Consider the following 17280-nt stretch of genomic DNA (forward strand, 5'->3'; position numbering starts at 1 on the left):
ATCTGCACAAGGAGAAAGGAAGCATGAAACGATTATTATCAGCATTCATTGCTGTTATGGCGCTGACAATGACCACCGTCTCAACGGCCGCTGACAAAAGCGCGCTGGTTGAAATCAAAGAACGCGGAACACTTCGGGTTGGCCTTTCTACATTCGTCCCTTGGGCGATGAGAGACAAGCAAGGCGAACTCGTCGGCTTTGAAGTCGATGTCGCCCGACGCTTGGCTAAAGATGCTGGACTGAAAGTAGAGTTTATCCCAACAGCTTGGGATGGCATTATCCCTGCTCTGCTTGCAGGTAAGTTCGATGTTATTATCGGCGGCTTGTCGATTACACCAGAGCGCAATATGAGCGTTCTTTTTACCAGCCCTTACGCGCACTCTGGTGTTCAACTTGCCGCTCACAAAGAGCTTTCAGCAGATAAATCCAGCTTTGAAGACTACAACAAGCGCAGTGTTACTTTAGCGGTTCGCCGTGGTGCTTTCACCGTGCAAACAGCGAAGAAGTACTTCCCTAAAGCCAAACTTCGCCAATTTGATGATGAAGCACAGGCCTTCCAAGAAGTATTGAATGGTAATGCCCATGCAGCCCTCGCCTCATCGCCTAAGCCAGAGCACATGGCAATTCAATACAGTGACAAGCTGTATATTCCTTTTGACGAGCGTTTGAGCCGTGGCTCTGAAGCTTTTGCAATCCGCCATGGTGAATTTGACTTGCTTAATTTCTTCAACAACTGGATTTTACTTCGTACCGAGGACGGTTGGTTGAAAGAGCGTCATGAATACTGGTTTACCACCCTTGATTGGGAAGACCAGATCGCACAAGGACAATAAGTGTTGTCACAGAACAAGATCCAAGTCATGCCGGGAGAAAAAATCTCGGCACGATTAAAACTGAACAAACTTGATGGCATATTAATCCTGCTGTTAGCCGCGGCTGTCGGTTGGCTTTGGTATCGCTCATCTGCTGGGGTGCATTACCAGTGGAACTGGGACAAGGCTTTTTCTCTTGTTATGACGCCAGGTCGCAATGGCGAGCTCCCCTACTTCTTTCAAGGGCTGCTGGCAACACTGCGACTCAGCCTATGGGGTATGGTTTTTGCCGGCCTACTCGGCTTACTGCTTGGTTTAGCACGCCGATCAACGTGGTTTTTCTTGAGGCTACCTGCACAGGCTTATATCCAGCTGGTAAGAAATATTCCACCACTGGTATTCGTATTTATCTTTTACTTTTTCATTTCAAGTCAATTGATCCCTGCACTGGGTTTAGCAAACGTATTGAGAAATACGCCTACCGAGATCAGCCCTTGGCAATCTTTCTTATTTGGACCCGCCAAGCTGTGGGAAAACCTATTTTCAGGGATCCTTTGTGTTGGGTTAATTGCTGCCGCTTACATAGCTGAAATTGTCCGTTCAGGGATCGATGCCATTGCCAAAGGACAATGGGAAGCCGCTGACTCACTCGGCCTGTCACGGTTAGACCGATTTCGGTTTATCATTTTCCCACAGGCTTTAAGTGGTATCGTACCGCCACTGGCAGGCCAGTTTATTTCTTTAGTTAAAGATTCATCTATTATCTCGCTGATTTCCATTCAGGAGTTAACCTTTGTTGGTAGTGAAATTGCCAATTCATCGGGTCTTATTTTCGAAATTTGGTTGCTGGTAGGTGCAGGTTATCTCATCCTGTGTTTTGGACTCTCGGTGCTATTCAGTTATCTTGAAAAGCACTCTCAGAAACATCACCAAATAAGATAGCCTATACGCAAGTACGTATCCGGAAGCAGTGTAACAACCCACCGAAACAATCAACTGAAAAGCAAGAGGGAGCCGGCTTATGGCTCCCTCTTAATTTGAAATACACTGAGCTTTCTGTTGTGAAGCTCTCTGTCTCCAATGTGCTCCATCCCTATTTTTTTCATTACCTGGCGTGCTGACATATTGCGAATACAGGTAAAGCCTATGATGCTGTGAAAACCCGCCTCTCGAAAACCATACTCTAAAATCGCCCGACCGATTTCAGTGGCATAACCTTGATGCCAATGGTCCTCACAAATTACCCACTCGATTTCAGCGGTTGATTCATTGTCACCATAGGGATGCAAACCCACCCGGCCAATCAAAGTGTCGCAGTCAGATAAAATAAGCGGGCAGTTAAAGTAACCACGGCGACCATAACCCATTGATGGATCAACATGGAATTTCTGTAACTCATGCCTCGCCCTTTCTTCAGACCAAGGTTCTTCTTCCGTAAAGGTATGAACTGATTGATTGGACATTATCCGGTATAAACCAGCAAGATCGTCATCATCCCAAGGTCTGGTATAAAGACGTTGAGTTTTAATACTCGGCGACACATCTAAAATCATATTCATCCCTCTTATCAGAGCCTAGCTCGTATCTCGCTCTAGGCTCAGTGGTTAACAAAAGGAGAAGCTAGCTCTCCTTCTTGCCAAAATGTTCTGGCCATTCCGGCCATAACTTTTCAAAGTCCATAAACTCCTCAAGCATATCAGCAACTCGGTCAATGCCTTGCTCACGGATTAAATCAAAATCCGGGGAGCAAGTTGCCGCTAGACCAGCCCATTTTAAAATAGCATCACAGGCTTCTTGTTGCTCAAAAATACCGTGCAAGTAAGTACCAAACACCTGATTATCAATACCAAACTTGCCATCTTTGTTACCTGCTAAACAAATTGGCGAGTCTTGACCAACCCCTTCTGTGACACCGGCATGGATTTCATAACCTCTAACAGGAACACTGTCCTGTTCAGGCATTGTCAGGCTACCTGTTACCTGCTTAAGTTGTTTATGAGGGGCTAATACTGTCGATACGGATAAGTATCCAAGTCCCCGGCTCGTGCCCGGTTCACCTTCAATACCATCGAGATCCGCAATGGACTCTCCCAGCATCTGGTAACCACCACAAATACCCATCACCTTACCGCCTAAGCGAAGATGACGGGCGATTTGCTGGTCCCAACCTTGCTCCCTAAGGTAGTCCAGATCACTGCGAACACTTTTAGTCCCTGGAATAATGATAAGATCAGATGGCGGAATTTGCTGCCCTTTACCGATAAATTGCATATTGACTTGTGGATGCATACGCAACGGATCAAAGTCAGTATGGTTGCTAACACGGGTCAACACAGGGACAGAAACCCTTAATTGCTCACCGTCCGCATCCACTTGCTGAACGTCAATGGCGTCCTCCGCCTCTAGCATCAAACCGTGCAAATAAGGTAACACCCCTAAAACGGGCTTTCCGGTTTTCTGCTCCAGCCATTCCAAACCAGATTCCAACAATTTGATATCGCCACGGAAACGGTTGATCACAAAACCTTTTACCCGCGCTTGCTCACTTTCCGATAACAGGGCTAATGTGCCATAAAGGTGAGCAAACACCCCGCCGCGATCGATATCTGCCACAATGATCACCGGCACATCGGCTTCTTCGGCGAACCCCATATTGGCAACATCATTTTCTCGCAAGTTGATCTCGGCAGGGCTGCCCGCCCCTTCGATAATGACAGTTTGATATTCTTGCTGAAGAATGTCGAAAGACTCCATGATTGGGCCTAACACCACTTTTTTATAGTTGTGGTAACCCACTGCATCCATATCAGCCAAGGCCTTACCCTGAACGATAACCTGCGCACCAATATCGGTATTTGGTTTTAACAATACCGGGTTCATGTGTACCGTCGGCTCAATCTTTGCTGCCTGCGCCTGTACTGCTTGTGCACGGCCTATCTCGCCACCATCTTTGGTTACCGCACTGTTTAGTGCCATATTTTGTGATTTGAATGGGGCGACTTTAATATTTTTTCGAGCCAGTACCCGACACAGGCCTGCAGCTAAAACACTTTTACCTGCATCTGAAGTCGTACCTTGCACCATCAAGGCTTTTGTTGTTGATTGCATTTGTTCTCGCTTAATACTGCTGTTCTACGGGCCACTGGATCTGTGGCCAGTGCATTCCATTTTCATCTGTCGTCACAGTGACGCGGTAACGTGCCGCGTAAGGTAAATCGATACGATGAAGGTAGTTTGTATTTTCAGGCATCTCTAATAGAATCCGCATCAGTTGCTTCATCACTCCAGCATGGGTCACCAGTAATATTTTTTGGCCTAAGTAGTTAGCTAACAACTGCTCCCATGCTTGTTGAATTCGACGATCAAACGCTTGTAGCGTTTCCCCACCATGTGGCGTCGATAGCCATGGGTTCTGCCAATAGGTTTCCAATAACCCGCCGTGTTGTTGCCACAAGCTATCATGACTTTGTCCGTCCCAGTTTCCGAAATTCATTTCCTTCCAGTGACTAAAATGCTGACAAGGTAAGGAGAACTGCTGAGCAAATTGATTGGCAAAGTCACTACATCGCTGTAAAGGAGAAGCAATCACTTGTTCGATATCATCGAGCCCTTTTACGGCACTCGACATTTGTGACAGGCCTATCGAGGTAATAGGAAAGTCGGTATGCCCTCTCAAACAACCGTGGCCTTCAGGCAGGCCATGACGCAAGATATCAATTCTTGTCTTTATACATTGAGCCATTCATGCCCCCTTCAAGTGCTGCGGGATCCCTGCCGTAACGAAAGTCACTCGATCAACTTGTGCTGCGATTGATTGATGAAGCCAACCACTTTCATCGACAAAACGTCTCGACATTTCGCCCATCGGCACAATGCCCTGCCCGACTTCGTTACTGACTAAGACAACATCTCCTTCAACCTTGTTTAGCGCATCAAGAAGTTCAGCTTTCTGCTGTTGCCAGTCAATACTAAAATCGCGATTGAACAAGCAATTGGTTAACCACAAAGTCAAGCAATCGACTAACAAACAGTTATCGGGCCTTGATGATTCAATAATGGCTTGAGCTAAAGCAGTAGGTTCTTCAATGACAGTCCACTCGTATGGGCGGTCCTGCCGATGGCGCTCAATACGCTCCGCCATCTCTTCATCTTCCGCGGTCGCTGTCGCGATATAGATGACAGGCTTTCCATTTTTTTGGGCGACAGATTCTGCGTAACGACTTTTGCCCGATCGCGCCCCACCCAGTACCAACTCAGTTGCCATTCCTTAACCTTTATCCATTATCACAATGAAAACATGGCGTTTTTTCGTTACCATAGTAGTCAATCTTATCATTATAACGCTCATTTCAGCTTACAATACTATGTTTCATCTTAATGACCTATGGCCAGATGGCCTTGTTTGGCTACTTCTTGCTAGCACCGTATTATCGCTATTCTTTAAACCCAAAATGTGGCCGGCTTTACTCAGCCTGACAGCAGTCGCCGCACTATACTTTTCTCGCATTTCTCCCCTAGCCCTTGGGGTTGTCGTCATTGGCCTTGCTGTTGCCAAGTTGAGCCAACGTCAAACAGGGGCTTACAAAGCTATTTGCCATGGTTTCGTCATCATCTGGGCGATCGCTTTTGTACTTCACCTAGTACCCGGCTTTAACAACCTTTTGGTAATCGACAAAGCCCTCACAGGTGCAAACAGTATTCCGTTTACAATGTATTTAAACTTAGACAAACCGTTGATTGTCTTCGGGTTACTTTTACTTGTTCCGAGTATGCTCAAACAAACCACTGTGATATCGAGACCACAATTAACTATTCTTGCTTTGCTGTTTGTCGCGCTACCTTTTCTTGCCTGGAGCACGGGTATCGTACAGCCTGAAGCTTCGCTGCCAGTTTGGACTTGGGTGTTTATCATCAACAACCTGTTGTTTACTTGTGTTGCTGAAGAAGCACTGTTTCGAGGATATATCCAGCAGCGCTTGATTCAACGCTTTAACCCCATCGTAGGTATTATCGTTGCCAGCATTCTGTTTGGCTTGGCCCACTTTGCCGGCGGTATCTTGTTCATTGCCATTGCAACACTCGCCGGACTGCTTTATGGACTGACATACTATTGGACAGGCCGACTCGCATTTGCCGTGGTGATTCACTTTGCTTTCAACCTGGTGCACCTCTTGTTTTTCACCTACCCTATGGCAAATTAAATAGAATTAAAGGTTCATATGCGCAAATTATTTGGTATATGAACCATTTATGAATAGCCAACTCATCATTAATTCAGAACCAGTGTTGTTTAATAGAATCATCAACACAAGGAGACCGAATTATGATTAAGAATACTGTTATTGCTATCGCCACTGCCGCTATCATTTTACCAACTGCTGCTTTTGCAGGAGACCACAACAAGAATGAAAGTGCTTTGAATTATTCTGGACCGGTAGAGACGGTCAGCGTTGCTGAGCTGCTGAATGACACAAGCATGTTTACTGAGAAAAAGGCAATTGTTGAAGGTAATCTGATTAAACAAATCAATGCAGACACTTTCATTTTCAGCGACGGTACCAAAGAGATCCAAGTTGAAATTGATGACGATATCAGCATCCCAGCCGCCATCAATGCCACAACAAGGCTACGTCTATATGGTGAATATGAAGGTGGCAATACCCCTGAAATTGAAGTGGATCGCCTTCAGCTTCTGTAACGCAAATCGGCATAACCATCGGTTATGCCGATTTTTGCTATTTGTCGTACAAGAGAGCATCAACACTCAAACCAATACGTGACAACAGTCACAATATTGTATTTTCAATATTTATCATTGACCTCACAATCAATAACTTGAATTCCCCCTAAGCCCAAAATTTACAAAGCGTCACACATCGGAGCAAAGTCTTAGGGGGCCCGTGTTATAATGCCTGCTGAAAATAAAAATGAGTCGATACATGTCAGATACTTTGTTGTTTCATAAAACTTACCATCACCCAACCAGCAAAGATTGGGTTGTATTTGTTCATGGTGCCGGAGGCAGTTCATCTATCTGGTTCAAACAGATAAAAGCCTATAAGCAGCATTTCAACCTGCTCCTTCTCGATTTAAGAGGGCACGGTCGCTCAAACAACATGTTCCAAGACATGATCAAAAATCCCTACACGTTTAAAACGGTGACGACAGACATCGTACAAGTGTTAAATCACCTTAAGATACAATCAGCTCACTTCGTCGGGATTTCACTCGGCACGATCATTATTCGCAGCTTGGCTGAATTGGCACCAGAAAGAGTGAAAACCATGGTGTTAGGTGGCGCTGTTACACGCCTGAATACACGATCTCAAGTGTTAATTTCTGCGGGCAATATGTGCAAGCATTTCATCCCTTACATGTGGCTGTATAAACTGTTTGCCTACGTGGTTATGCCGCAGAGAACGCAAAAAGAATCACGATTAATGTTTGTGAACGATGCTAAAAAGTTGTGCCAGAAAGAATTCAAACGTTGGTTTAAACTGGCAACAGACGTCAACCCCTTAATGAAATGTTTCAAGGAAAAAGCACTACCTATTCCGACACTTTATTTAATGGGCGGCAATGACTATATGTTCATCAAGCCGGTAAAGGAAATGGTTGATAAACACGAGCATAGCTACCTGACAGAATTCGAAAACTGTGGTCACGTTTGTAATGTTGAACGCCCAGACGAGTTCAACCAGCATTCTATTGAATTTATTCAACGCTATACAATGGCTGCATAGAGCTCAATAAAGTCACCGATTTGAACAATCAAAAAAGGCCAGTCATATGACTGGCCTTTTTGTGTTTTAAAACAGCAATGAAATCAATACAGAGTCATCATTGCTATTTTGATACCGCTACAAGCGCTTGGGCTAAGTAACCCAAATGCTGCTCTTGCAAGCCTGCAATATTGATACGGCCGTCATCTACCGCATAAATGGCATACTCATCACGCAAACGAGTGATTTGCTCTGGTGACAAGCCCGTTACCGAGAACATCCCCTTATGCTGTTGAATAAAGTCGAATTGGTCTGTTCCCAACGCCTGAACTTCAGACACTAAGCCCGCACGCAATGCTAACAAACGCTGCTGCATTTCACTCAGCTCTTGCTTCCATGTTTGTGTTAGTGACGCATCATTAAGAATCGTCGATACTAAAGCGGCACCATGATCTGGCGGCATAGTATAAGTTGAGCGAGCGAGGTTAAGAATACGCCCTTTCGCTTTTTGCGCTTCCTGTAAGTTTTCACCAACCAAGATTGCAGCACCGGTGCGCTCCCGGTACAAGCCAAAATTCTTCGAGCAGGATGTCGCAATCACCATCTCTTCGATATTATCAGCCATATGTTGCAAGCCTGCGGCATCTTGGCTCAGCCCATCGCCAAAACCTTGATACGCTATATCAACAAATGGCATGAAGCCATTTTTATTGGCCAGTTCAGTTATAGCCTGCCAATCGGCAAAAGAAATATCAGCCCCAGTTGGGTTATGACAGCAGCCGTGCAGCAATACCACATCTTTGGGTCCTGCTTTGGCCAATTCTTTCAGCATGGCCTCACTATTTACCTGTTTTGTTGCAGCATCGAAATACGGGTAGTACCGAACCTTCAGCCCAGCAGCTTCCATCACGGGTTTGTGGTTAACGTAACTTGGATTAGAAATCCAAACTGTCGTCTCAGGCTCAGCAAGATGAATCAAGTCAGCTAACATACGCAGCGCACCACTAGCACCAGGGGTTTGTACTGCGGCAGCCCTTGGCTTGGCAGACGTTCCGGTCAAAAGCAGATCCATCATAGACTGATTGAACTGCTCGTTACCTGCAAGGCCAACATATGCCTTCGTTGTCTGGCTCGCCTGTACTTGCTGCTGCGCTAACTGTACCGCCTTCATAATTGGGGTCTCCCCCTGACTATTGCGATACACGCCAATACCAAGATCAACCTTGTTTTCTCGAGGATCGTCGCGATAAGCAAGAGAAAGCGATAGGATCGGATCTAACTGCGCCTCGGCAAGTTGCTTAAACATGATAAAATTCCGTTTAGTTGTCGTTCATTCCTTTCAAGCTACCACTTCAACTCCATTCCGTCATCATGAATTTGCAACATTTTCATTTTCTATAAAATTCAATAATGTGAAGCCCATCGATGACAGTTTTTGATCTAGATTAAACCTTTTTTGACTTGTATTGCAGACTGGCTACAAACGCCTAAATTTAAGGTAGGAAAGCTGCGTTTTATATACTTATCTTGCTGGATACAGAATCTGTACCTTTAGTACATGATGGAGGCCAAAATGAAAAACAGAGTCGATGTACGTACCCTGCTCAGTGTCTATGAGAAAATTAAAAGCCAAGGCCAGACCATTGAGTTTGGTAGCCAACTTGATGATATCAAATGTACAGAGTCACCCGACGGCTATAGTGTCAGTCTTGCGGATGATAAAGTCACGCTGGATATCAATTTCCACAATACCTATCACTTCCATACCATGAATGAAGACCCAGAGTCGGTGATCAACCAAACCACCACTGAATTTCATAATAATAACGAAGTGCAAATACAGGAATTTATTCATAAATTAGACGAAATCAATAAAAACTATTAAAACGCCCCAACAGCACCCAATATTGCGCAATTTCCCTTCCCCCTGAGATTGCGCTGCTTTTTGCTAAATCGAAAAGTTCGATTCTGACATCCCCCTGACAATATCATGACAGATGGCTAACGCAGGCTGACTAAGATATTTCTCATAATCTTTGCCAATGAACAGAAAACGAGCAACCTTATTCAGAATTCATTCACCTAAGCAGCGTTATGCTTAGAAGGAATTCCAAGGATTCATCAATATCTATTTGGCAAGCTATCTTGATGGGAATAATGTCATGCAACTACAACAGTTAAAAAACAATCAGGCAGATACCGTTCTTCTCGCATTGGATGAGTGCTACCGTCGGCTAGAAAAAGCGGATATATCTGCAAAAGATCTTACGCAGGCAGGATTTACATTAATGTTTAAATCAGCATATCAATCACTTGCTAGCCAACAGCATTAATTTCGACGACAGGCATTAAAAAAGCTCAAGTTATTAAGCTTGAGCTTTATGCATACTGGCTAATATCAGAAATTAGCTTTCCCAATCTCGATTTTGCAGCACAACACGATAGCCATCGAGATCTTGAAACGTTTTCCCGACCTGCTCCCAATATGGGTTACTCGACTCCACAACCGAGAAGCCTGCATCAATCATTTTTCTACAAGCACGTTCCCAAGCCTGACTGCAATCAACATAAAAAACTAATAAATGCTCATGGCTAGGGGCTTGGCCCACTTCAGAACCAATCTTGTGAACAAACTCGATATGATATGGGTGATGCTTATGCCCTAGAACGACACCATCAAAACCTTCGTAATCGTCAAATTGCTTCAGTAAATCGAAACCCAGTGCCTGTCGGTACATGGCTGCAATTTGGGATACATTGTCTGTTGGTCTTACCACTCTTAATGTCGAATCTTGCGGTATCATATTGAAATTTAACTCCATTTAACTTGCTACCGGGGTAGTGTATTCCCCAGCCACATCTTATTCAACCACGTTAATAACGACGGCGTACATTCCATGATGTAAATCACATTCCAGTACATTTCACTCTCTGCCGTTCGTGAACAAACTCTTGTGTACAACCGTTTAGTTACACCTAACAACCGTCATACTGATACCTATGCTGCATCAACACTTGTATCCACGATTGAGACACACTCCAAATTATCGACACACATAATAGCAAAATAAAAAGTGGCCTATTAAGCCACTTTTAACTGTGTATCAAAACCTTAAGTCTCCATGAGCTAACAAGGATAAGGCATCAGCAGAATACTTTCTAAAGCTAATGTCCGACTTTCTTGGGGGGTAAATATACTTAATAACTTTCACAATATATTTTGCGACAACTTCACCGCCAGGACTTTTCTCGTCATACCAAAATGTATCAATATCCTGCTTTTTCCCTATATCCCACTTCATATCAGTACGGACAAACTGATGCTCTGCAGGGATTTGTAATAAATCACGGTACATAATCAGACTCCATCTTTTATTTCACTGAAGCCATAATTCCATATTTTATTTATGGGCTTTTCTTCGCATGTCACAGTTTAAAAAACAGCCAACCACCAACATCACAATCTAAGCCCATACTGATTATCTTTTCATATCCCTCAGCACCAAACTGCTTATGCTTAACCCGCCTTACAGTGAACAAGCTGTCGCTTATTGGACTCGGCTCGCAGCTCACAACGAGACTTATCCCATAAAAATCCAGAAGGTATCTGCCCTTTCTCAACCACAAAAAAAGCATCTTCCGTCGGTTCATTAAGCAAGCCAGATAATGTCGCTTGATGCAATTTCGCCTTACCTTGAGAGTAGAACTGTGCTGAGAATGGTCGCTTACGGATATATATCAATTCACTGTTTTCTTTTTCTACTTGCTCAGCCCATTGGGAAAGCAATACTTTTTCTGACTCTTTACCTGTTAAGTTATAACCCAGTAATACCGCTGTAACCACCAGCAAAACAGGTGTTATCAAACCAATCTTAAATACTTTATCAGAGAGTTTCTGCTGACTATGATACCCAGCGACCAACAAGCCTAACGCAGGTAAACCCGGCATCACATAACTTGGTAAAATATTGCCCGCCATAGTGAACAGCAACATAGGTGACAGCATCCAGCACCATAGGTAACCCATGTAACCATTGGTATTTTGCACTCCTTCTTCTCCAGCACGGAAAAAGCGTGATACCTGATACATTAAGATCGGAGCCCATGGCAATGCCGCCAAGAACCAGAACAACCAGATAGTACCTCTCACTTCGTCATGAGCCGATCCGTATAGGTCCCCTTCCCAACCACTAACAACGAAGCGCTTAATGTGCTCGCCGATAATGAAATAGTTCAAGAAGCCAGGGCTTTTCCATTCCGCCAATAGGTACCACGGCAATGAGATGATCAGAAAAACAATGATCCCCCCTTTCCATGGCAAACAACTTGGAATACGGCGCCACCTTTGCTCCTGAGCAAGCCACATCACCAGACTGATACCAACCAGCACCATCGTTAATGGGCCCTTTGCCAACATGCCAATCGCCAAACCGACAAAGAATAAATATCCCCACAGCTTGCTCCCTTTTTCCCAGCTTAACCAAAAGCTGACCATGCTCAAGGTGACAGCTAGTGTCAGGGCGGTATCTGTCATTACCGCTCCAGATATCACGATAAACGCTGTTGTGGTTGATAGAATTGCGGTCGCTAGCCATGCCTCATGTTTTTCACGTGTTTTGGCAGCCAGCAGCCACGTGAGAACAAGGACGACCACACCAACAACGAGATGAGGTACTCGGGCAGCAAATTCATTCACACCCATTAACTCAAATCCACCAGCACTTAACCAAGTAAAGAGTGGCGGTTTGCCCCAAAACGGGACGTTATAATCAAACATGGGAGTGACCCAATTACCGGTCTCAAACATGATTCGGGCCATTTCGCCGTAACGTGCTTCAGTGGTATCCATCAACGGATAAAAACCCAGAGTCGCTAACCGAACCAGAACTGTGCCGACAGTAAGTAAAATGGCGAACTGGGTTAACGTTAATTTTGATAATTGACGAGTGATCATGCCTGTACTTCTCCGGCAGTGAATTTTGGCGTTGATTGGTTTTCTTCCATAACAACAAATAAAGGCCTCTGTTTTGCTTCAATAAAGAGACGGCCTACATACTCCCCCATTAAGCCAATAGAAAGCAGCTGAACGCCACCAACGAGCAATACCACGATCATCATTGATGGGTACCCCGCTACGGGATCGCCCCAAATTAATGTTTTGGCCAATACAATTACGGCTAAAAGCAAGGCAGAAAATGACGTCAATAGCCCTGCCCCAGTAGCAATACGAAGAGGACGGGTACTAAATGAGGTGATACCTTCAAAAGCCAAATGAATGAGTTTTCGGTAATTCCACTTCGTTTCACCTGCAAGGCGAGGATCCCGATCAAATTGCAGTGTTACCCGTTTAAAGCCGGGCCAAGCAAACAAACCTTTCATAAACCGTGTTCGCTCGGGAAGCTTATTAATTTCATCGATAACACGGCGGTTGATCAACCGAAAGTCACCGACATTTTCAGGGATAGGCATGTCACTAAGGCGATTGATAACCTGATAAAAAGCAGCTGCGGTAAAGCGCTTTAACCACCCTTCACCCAACCGCCGGCTGCGTTGCATATCAACCACATCAAAACCGGCCTGCCATTGTGCAACCATATCTGGGATCAGCTCAGGAGGATCTTGTAGATCCGCATCAATCAAGACAGTAGCTTCACCATTAACCGCTTTCAGCCCGGCACTCATCGCCGCTTCTTTACCAAAATTTCGGCTTAACCTAATCGTTTTAATAGTGTGGTATTGGCTGTCAAGCTGACTGGCAATTTCCCAACTATTGTCAGAGCTACCGTCATCGACATAAATGATTTCACAGTGCTTACCCAAGCCATCAAGTGCTTCACACACCCGTTGATGGCAAACCTCGAGTACCTCTTCTTCGTTATACATCGGAATGATGACTGATAGGAAAAGGGGTTGTTGTCTGATATGTATCTGGCGCTCCCTGTGTTGGGACAAAACAGTAATGGAGGACATCGTTAACCTCAAAAATGGCATAACATGAGTAATGCGTCATAGGTTATTGAAAGCCATGTCAGAAAAAGGTCATTGACACTTTTTTCACACCTTGCTGTGTCATGATAAAATGTCACACAAAGGTGCTTTCATTCGCCTTAGACACTACTTTTCCATTTCTGCTTAGGTACCTGCATGAAGTTACTACTGGTTGAAGACCACCAAGAAATTGCTGGCGTCATTTTTGATTTCTTCGAGATCAAAGGCTACACACTTGACTATGCCAACAATGGGCAACATGGTTTTGAGCTTGGAAGTACCGAACATTATGATCTAATCATCCTTGATGTCATGCTGCCTAAAATGGACGGTTTTGAAGTATGCCAAAAACTAAGAGAACGTGGCATTGATACCCCAATCCTTATGCTGACAGCAAGGGATACCCGGGAAGATACCTTGGAAGGTTTCTCGCACGGTGCAGATGACTATTTGGTCAAGCCGTTTGATCTAGAGATTTTGGAGGCCAGAATAAAAGCCCTCACCCGTCGTCGTATGGGCGAAACCGCCGTAAACCAACTGAGTTTCAGCGAAATGACGCTTGATCTTAGCACCCATACTGTTGAACGAGGAAACTGCACCTTCGCCCTCAACCCAACGCTATTCACCATCCTCAAGTTATTGATGATCAAAGCACCTAAAGTCGTTAGTAAACAAGAGCTAATCTCTGCTTTATGGGGTGATAATGAGCCTGAAGGTAATGTGCTTAGAAGTCACATTTATCAATTACGCCACCAAATTGATAAACCCTTTAAGCGTGCGTATATCAAAAATGTCCCTAAAGTAGGCTACCAATTGGTTGATGAGGATTAACGGTGAAGAAGCATTTAACTAAAGTAAAAAGTGCAAAGCAGCTGACTGTTACCTACTTCTCGATCATCGCCTTTGCCATTATTACTCTGCATTTTTCGCTACTTGATGCGACATTGGAAGATTTTGAATATATCAATGCCAATAACAGACTACTGCATGCTAAAGCTATTGCAGAAGAGGTGCTGCAAGATCAAGATGATATTACCCATTTCGCTATTCCACCATTCACGCATGCCTATCTCGATCCACGCTTGATCCCTTCACAGATCACGCTCCCTGATAGCTATCCGAGAGACAAGGCGTTTGAATTAAAAGCGAGTGGTTCTTTCGAAACCGAATACTTCGCGATGGTGACTAAGCTAACTGTAGCCGGCCAAAGCAAAGATCTCTATTTACTGTTTTTTGATAATATCTATGAAGTGAGCGAAGAGCAGATCTTCCTAAACCAACTTAAGCAGCTCGGGATCTCAATCCTATTACTTGTCATCAGCTTTGTTGTCGTACTCAAGGTATCCGACAGATTGACAAACCCATTGACACAATTGGCCAATGATATTGATTCTCGTAATGCTGATGATCTAACCCCTATCACCCCCCCATCAGGAATCACATCACGTGAAGTCCTTCAACTGGTTGATAGCTTTAATCTTTATGTGGCCCAAATTCAGGCGTTACTGGATCGCGAGCGGTCCTTTAATCGATATGCCAGCCATGAACTACGTACACCACTTATGGTTATGAAGGGAGCAATATCCCTGCTTGGTCAGTCAAATGATCCTATGTTCATTGCCAAACAACAAAAACGGTTACAGCAAGCCAGTACGGAAATGAATGATTTTGTCACAACCTTGCTATCACTGACGCGGGAAGAAGATCTGGATAAGGTCTCTATCAGACAGGTAGACCTAAAAGAGGTTCAAGATATAGCCAAAGCCCACTCTTCGTTACTTCATGGAAAGTCAGTCAATTGGCATGTTGAAGCATCAGGCCCAATTGAAATTAAGATGCCAGAAAATGCATTCAAAATCTTACTGGGCAACTTAATCAAAAACGCATTTGCTTATACCGAACAAGGCCATGTCATCATTCGTATGACACCAGACACGCTTTCTGTAGAAGATACTGGCATGGGACTAGAGAATAGCACCAACGCGAAAAAAGGTTATGGTTTGGGACTATTAATTGCCGCTGATATCTGTCGTAAATATCAATGGCACCTCAGCCACCAAACCAATCAGTATCGAGGTTGCACCGCGACTATTTCGCTGCAACCAAACGAAAAACCCAACGCTCAGACAGGGTAAAGTTAACCACCATCCCTAACAAGATCCCAGGGATCATGGCCAAATATGGCCACCATATTGCTATATCAACCGATATCAATAATGAGGTGGCCTGTTCAACACTGCTATTAAGTAAAATCCAATAGCAAATCCAGTTTGGCAAAAAACCTATGCTTGATGCGCTCAAAAACTTCAACCACTGCTTAACCGGACGCTCTTGCAACACACCCTCAAAAGTGAACTGTCTATTTAACCACCAGTTAGAACTTGCTGCGATCCAAAATGCGATACCTCTCGCCACTTCTACAATTACAAATTGAGATAGCATATAGGTAGCAGCAACATCCACCAGAAACCCGCACCCTCCGACAATCGCAAACTTTAAAAAGCGTCTATTTTTCAATAAATTCACTTAAATTGGCTCCAAAACCATCCGCTACGTAAACACGGTAGCAATGGTAAGGTCAAAAAAAAGTCTAATTTCAAATTGGTTCAGCAGGAAAACACTTTTTTTTCACTTATTGTAGGTATAATAGCGCCAGTTTAATTCTCATCGGTAACTAACGGAAAACTATGAGCAAAGTGTTTACCTTCCTAAAAGGGATGGCTATGGGGGCGGCTGACGTCGTACCGGGCGTCTCTGGCGGAACAATCGCATTTATTACAGGCATTTACGACACGCTTCTTGAGAGCATTCGACGTGTTAATCCAAGCTTGATTGGCATTTGGCGCAAAGATGGGTTCAAGGCCGCCTTCAATCATATCAACGGCACATTCCTTATCCTGTTGCTCTCGGGGATCCTGACCAGCATTTTTACCCTTGCTCGCGTCATTACCTGGATGCTTCATACACACCCTATCCCACTGTGGTCATTTTTCTTTGGTTTGATCATTATCTCGGTGATCCATATGTTCAAACAGATCACTCACTGGGGCCCTACACGGATCATCGCTGTTATAGCCGGCGCGCTTTTCGCCTACGGCATTACCGTTCTTCATCCGCTTACGCTTGAACCAACCTATTTTAACATTCTACTGGCAGGCTCAATTGCCATCTGTGCAATGATTTTACCTGGCATTTCAGGTAGCTTCATTTTGCTGCTGCTAGGCATGTACACACCAATTCTTGGTGCAGCAAAATCTCTGGATATTGTTACTTTAGGCTTGTTCGCTTGCGGCTGTGCCATTGGTCTTCTTACCTTTTCTCACCTCTTGTCGTGGGTATTGCGCAACTACCGCGACATTGCGCTGACTTTCCTCACAGGCTTGATGCTTGGCACCTTAAGTAAAATTTGGCCTTGGAAAGAAACATTAACTTGGAGAACTAACTCCAGTGGTGAACAAGTCCCACTGATTGAGCAAAATTTGTCCCCTTTTAACTTTGAACATATAACAGGGCAGCCCGCTCTACTTGGCTACGCCATCCTTGCCATGATCCTGGGAATCGGCATCGTATGGGGCCTTGAGAAAGTCGCTGACAAATAGCCGCTATCTGTTTCCTTAAAATAGATACCGCTTTGTAAAGCACCTTTAGTCTCTTTGACTAAAGGTGCTTTTTTATTTGCGCTGATTTACACAGCTAGACACACACTTTCATTCAGCTTGTTAGTATGACTTCCAACAGCTAAGGCACAGCCTTACAAG

The 17280-nt window shown here is 44.4% G+C and carries 20 protein-coding genes; 10 read left to right on the forward strand and 10 right to left on the reverse strand.

The window, feature by feature from the left end; translation table 11 throughout:
* The first annotated feature begins 56 nt into the window (after positions 1–56).
* A complete protein-coding gene (locus L4D79_RS04375) occupies positions 57–833 on the forward strand; it encodes a transporter substrate-binding domain-containing protein (RefSeq protein WP_428651703.1) in 777 nt (258 codons plus the stop codon).
* A gap of 27 nt (positions 834–860) precedes the next feature.
* Positions 861–1754 carry an amino acid ABC transporter permease gene (locus L4D79_RS04380; protein WP_428651704.1) on the forward strand — a complete coding sequence of 298 codons (894 nt, stop codon included), beginning with the start codon at positions 861–863 and terminating at the stop codon, positions 1752–1754.
* A gap of 77 nt (positions 1755–1831) precedes the next feature.
* On the opposite strand, the gene L4D79_RS04385 is transcribed toward L4D79_RS04380, so the two are convergent.
* The 4 genes from L4D79_RS04385 to cobU form a co-directional block, all read right to left on the reverse strand.
* Positions 1832–2365, reverse strand: a complete 534-nt coding sequence (locus tag L4D79_RS04385; protein ID WP_428647877.1) for a GNAT family N-acetyltransferase — start codon at positions 2363–2365, stop codon at positions 1832–1834.
* Between the two features lie 67 nt (positions 2366–2432).
* A complete protein-coding gene (locus tag L4D79_RS04390; RefSeq protein WP_428647879.1) occupies positions 2433–3920 on the reverse strand; it encodes a cobyric acid synthase in 1488 nt (495 codons plus the stop codon).
* 10 nt (positions 3921–3930) lie between these two features.
* Entirely contained in the window at positions 3931–4554 is a 624-nt protein-coding gene (locus L4D79_RS04395; protein WP_428647882.1) for a histidine phosphatase family protein, read from the reverse strand.
* Positions 4555–5076, reverse strand: a complete 522-nt coding sequence (gene cobU, locus L4D79_RS04400) for a bifunctional adenosylcobinamide kinase/adenosylcobinamide-phosphate guanylyltransferase (RefSeq protein WP_428647884.1) — start codon at positions 5074–5076, stop codon at positions 4555–4557.
* A gap of 100 nt (positions 5077–5176) precedes the next feature.
* Between cobU and L4D79_RS04405 the strand changes: the two genes are divergently transcribed.
* The 3 genes from L4D79_RS04405 to L4D79_RS04415 all read left to right on the forward strand — a co-directional run bounded on the left by L4D79_RS04405 (position 5177) and on the right by L4D79_RS04415 (position 7555).
* Positions 5177–6013: a CPBP family intramembrane glutamic endopeptidase gene (locus L4D79_RS04405; RefSeq protein WP_428647886.1), complete on the forward strand. Its 837-nt coding sequence runs from the start codon at positions 5177–5179 to the stop codon at positions 6011–6013.
* 125 nt (positions 6014–6138) lie between these two features.
* Positions 6139–6510, forward strand: a complete 372-nt coding sequence (locus tag L4D79_RS04410) for a YgiW/YdeI family stress tolerance OB fold protein (protein ID WP_428651706.1) — start codon at positions 6139–6141, stop codon at positions 6508–6510.
* A gap of 241 nt (positions 6511–6751) precedes the next feature.
* Positions 6752–7555, forward strand: coding sequence for an alpha/beta fold hydrolase (locus L4D79_RS04415; RefSeq protein WP_428647889.1), 804 nt, complete (start codon positions 6752–6754; stop codon positions 7553–7555).
* A 103-nt stretch (positions 7556–7658) separates the two neighbouring features.
* Here the strand turns inward: L4D79_RS04415 and L4D79_RS04420 are convergent, their stop codons facing one another.
* Positions 7659–8840 (reverse strand): amino acid aminotransferase, encoded by a 1182-nt coding sequence (locus tag L4D79_RS04420; RefSeq protein ID WP_428647892.1) that lies wholly within the window; start codon positions 8838–8840, stop codon positions 7659–7661.
* A gap of 267 nt (positions 8841–9107) precedes the next feature.
* Here L4D79_RS04420 and L4D79_RS04425 point away from each other — a divergent pair, with 267 nt between their 5' ends.
* Positions 9108–9419, forward strand: coding sequence for a DUF3081 family protein (locus L4D79_RS04425; RefSeq protein ID WP_428647894.1), 312 nt, complete (start codon positions 9108–9110; stop codon positions 9417–9419).
* Between the two features lie 277 nt (positions 9420–9696).
* Positions 9697–9867, forward strand: coding sequence for a hypothetical protein (locus tag L4D79_RS04430; protein WP_428647897.1), 171 nt, complete (start codon positions 9697–9699; stop codon positions 9865–9867).
* Positions 9868–9939: 72 nt separating this feature from the next.
* Here the strand turns inward: L4D79_RS04430 and L4D79_RS04435 are convergent, their stop codons facing one another.
* The 4 genes from L4D79_RS04435 to L4D79_RS04450 form a co-directional block, all read right to left on the reverse strand.
* Positions 9940–10338 (reverse strand): VOC family protein, encoded by a 399-nt coding sequence (locus L4D79_RS04435; RefSeq protein ID WP_428647899.1) that lies wholly within the window; start codon positions 10336–10338, stop codon positions 9940–9942.
* A 300-nt stretch (positions 10339–10638) separates the two neighbouring features.
* The gene (locus L4D79_RS04440) at positions 10639–10890 is read right to left on the reverse strand and encodes a hypothetical protein (protein WP_428647902.1); all 252 of its coding nucleotides are present in this window, start codon (positions 10888–10890) and stop codon (positions 10639–10641) included.
* Between the two features lie 161 nt (positions 10891–11051).
* Positions 11052–12488: an ArnT family glycosyltransferase gene (locus tag L4D79_RS04445; RefSeq protein ID WP_428647904.1), complete on the reverse strand. Its 1437-nt coding sequence runs from the start codon at positions 12486–12488 to the stop codon at positions 11052–11054.
* Positions 12485–13504, reverse strand: a complete 1020-nt coding sequence (locus L4D79_RS04450) for a glycosyltransferase family 2 protein (RefSeq protein WP_428647907.1) — start codon at positions 13502–13504, stop codon at positions 12485–12487. The genes L4D79_RS04445 and L4D79_RS04450 overlap by 4 nt, the downstream gene beginning before the upstream one ends.
* A 174-nt stretch (positions 13505–13678) precedes the next feature.
* Between L4D79_RS04450 and L4D79_RS04455 the strand changes: the two genes are divergently transcribed.
* Complete coding sequence (locus L4D79_RS04455) at positions 13679–14353, forward strand: response regulator transcription factor (RefSeq protein WP_428647910.1); 675 nt, start codon at positions 13679–13681, stop codon at positions 14351–14353.
* A 2-nt stretch (positions 14354–14355) separates the two neighbouring features.
* Positions 14356–15657 (forward strand): sensor histidine kinase, encoded by a 1302-nt coding sequence (locus tag L4D79_RS04460; RefSeq protein WP_428647912.1) that lies wholly within the window; start codon positions 14356–14358, stop codon positions 15655–15657.
* Here L4D79_RS04460 and L4D79_RS04465 read toward each other — a convergent pair.
* Positions 15611–16048: a GtrA family protein gene (locus L4D79_RS04465; RefSeq protein ID WP_428647915.1), complete on the reverse strand. Its 438-nt coding sequence runs from the start codon at positions 16046–16048 to the stop codon at positions 15611–15613. The two genes, L4D79_RS04460 and L4D79_RS04465, sit on opposite strands and share 47 nt — an antisense overlap.
* 161 nt (positions 16049–16209) lie before the next feature.
* Here L4D79_RS04465 and L4D79_RS04470 point away from each other — a divergent pair, with 161 nt between their 5' ends.
* Positions 16210–17121, forward strand: coding sequence for a polyprenyl-phosphate transporter (locus tag L4D79_RS04470; RefSeq protein ID WP_428647917.1), 912 nt, complete (start codon positions 16210–16212; stop codon positions 17119–17121).
* Positions 17122–17280: the final 159 nt, after the last annotated feature.

Source organism: Photobacterium satsumensis (assembly GCF_050336935.1).
Taxonomy (GTDB): Bacteria; Pseudomonadota; Gammaproteobacteria; order Enterobacterales; family Vibrionaceae; genus Photobacterium; species Photobacterium satsumensis.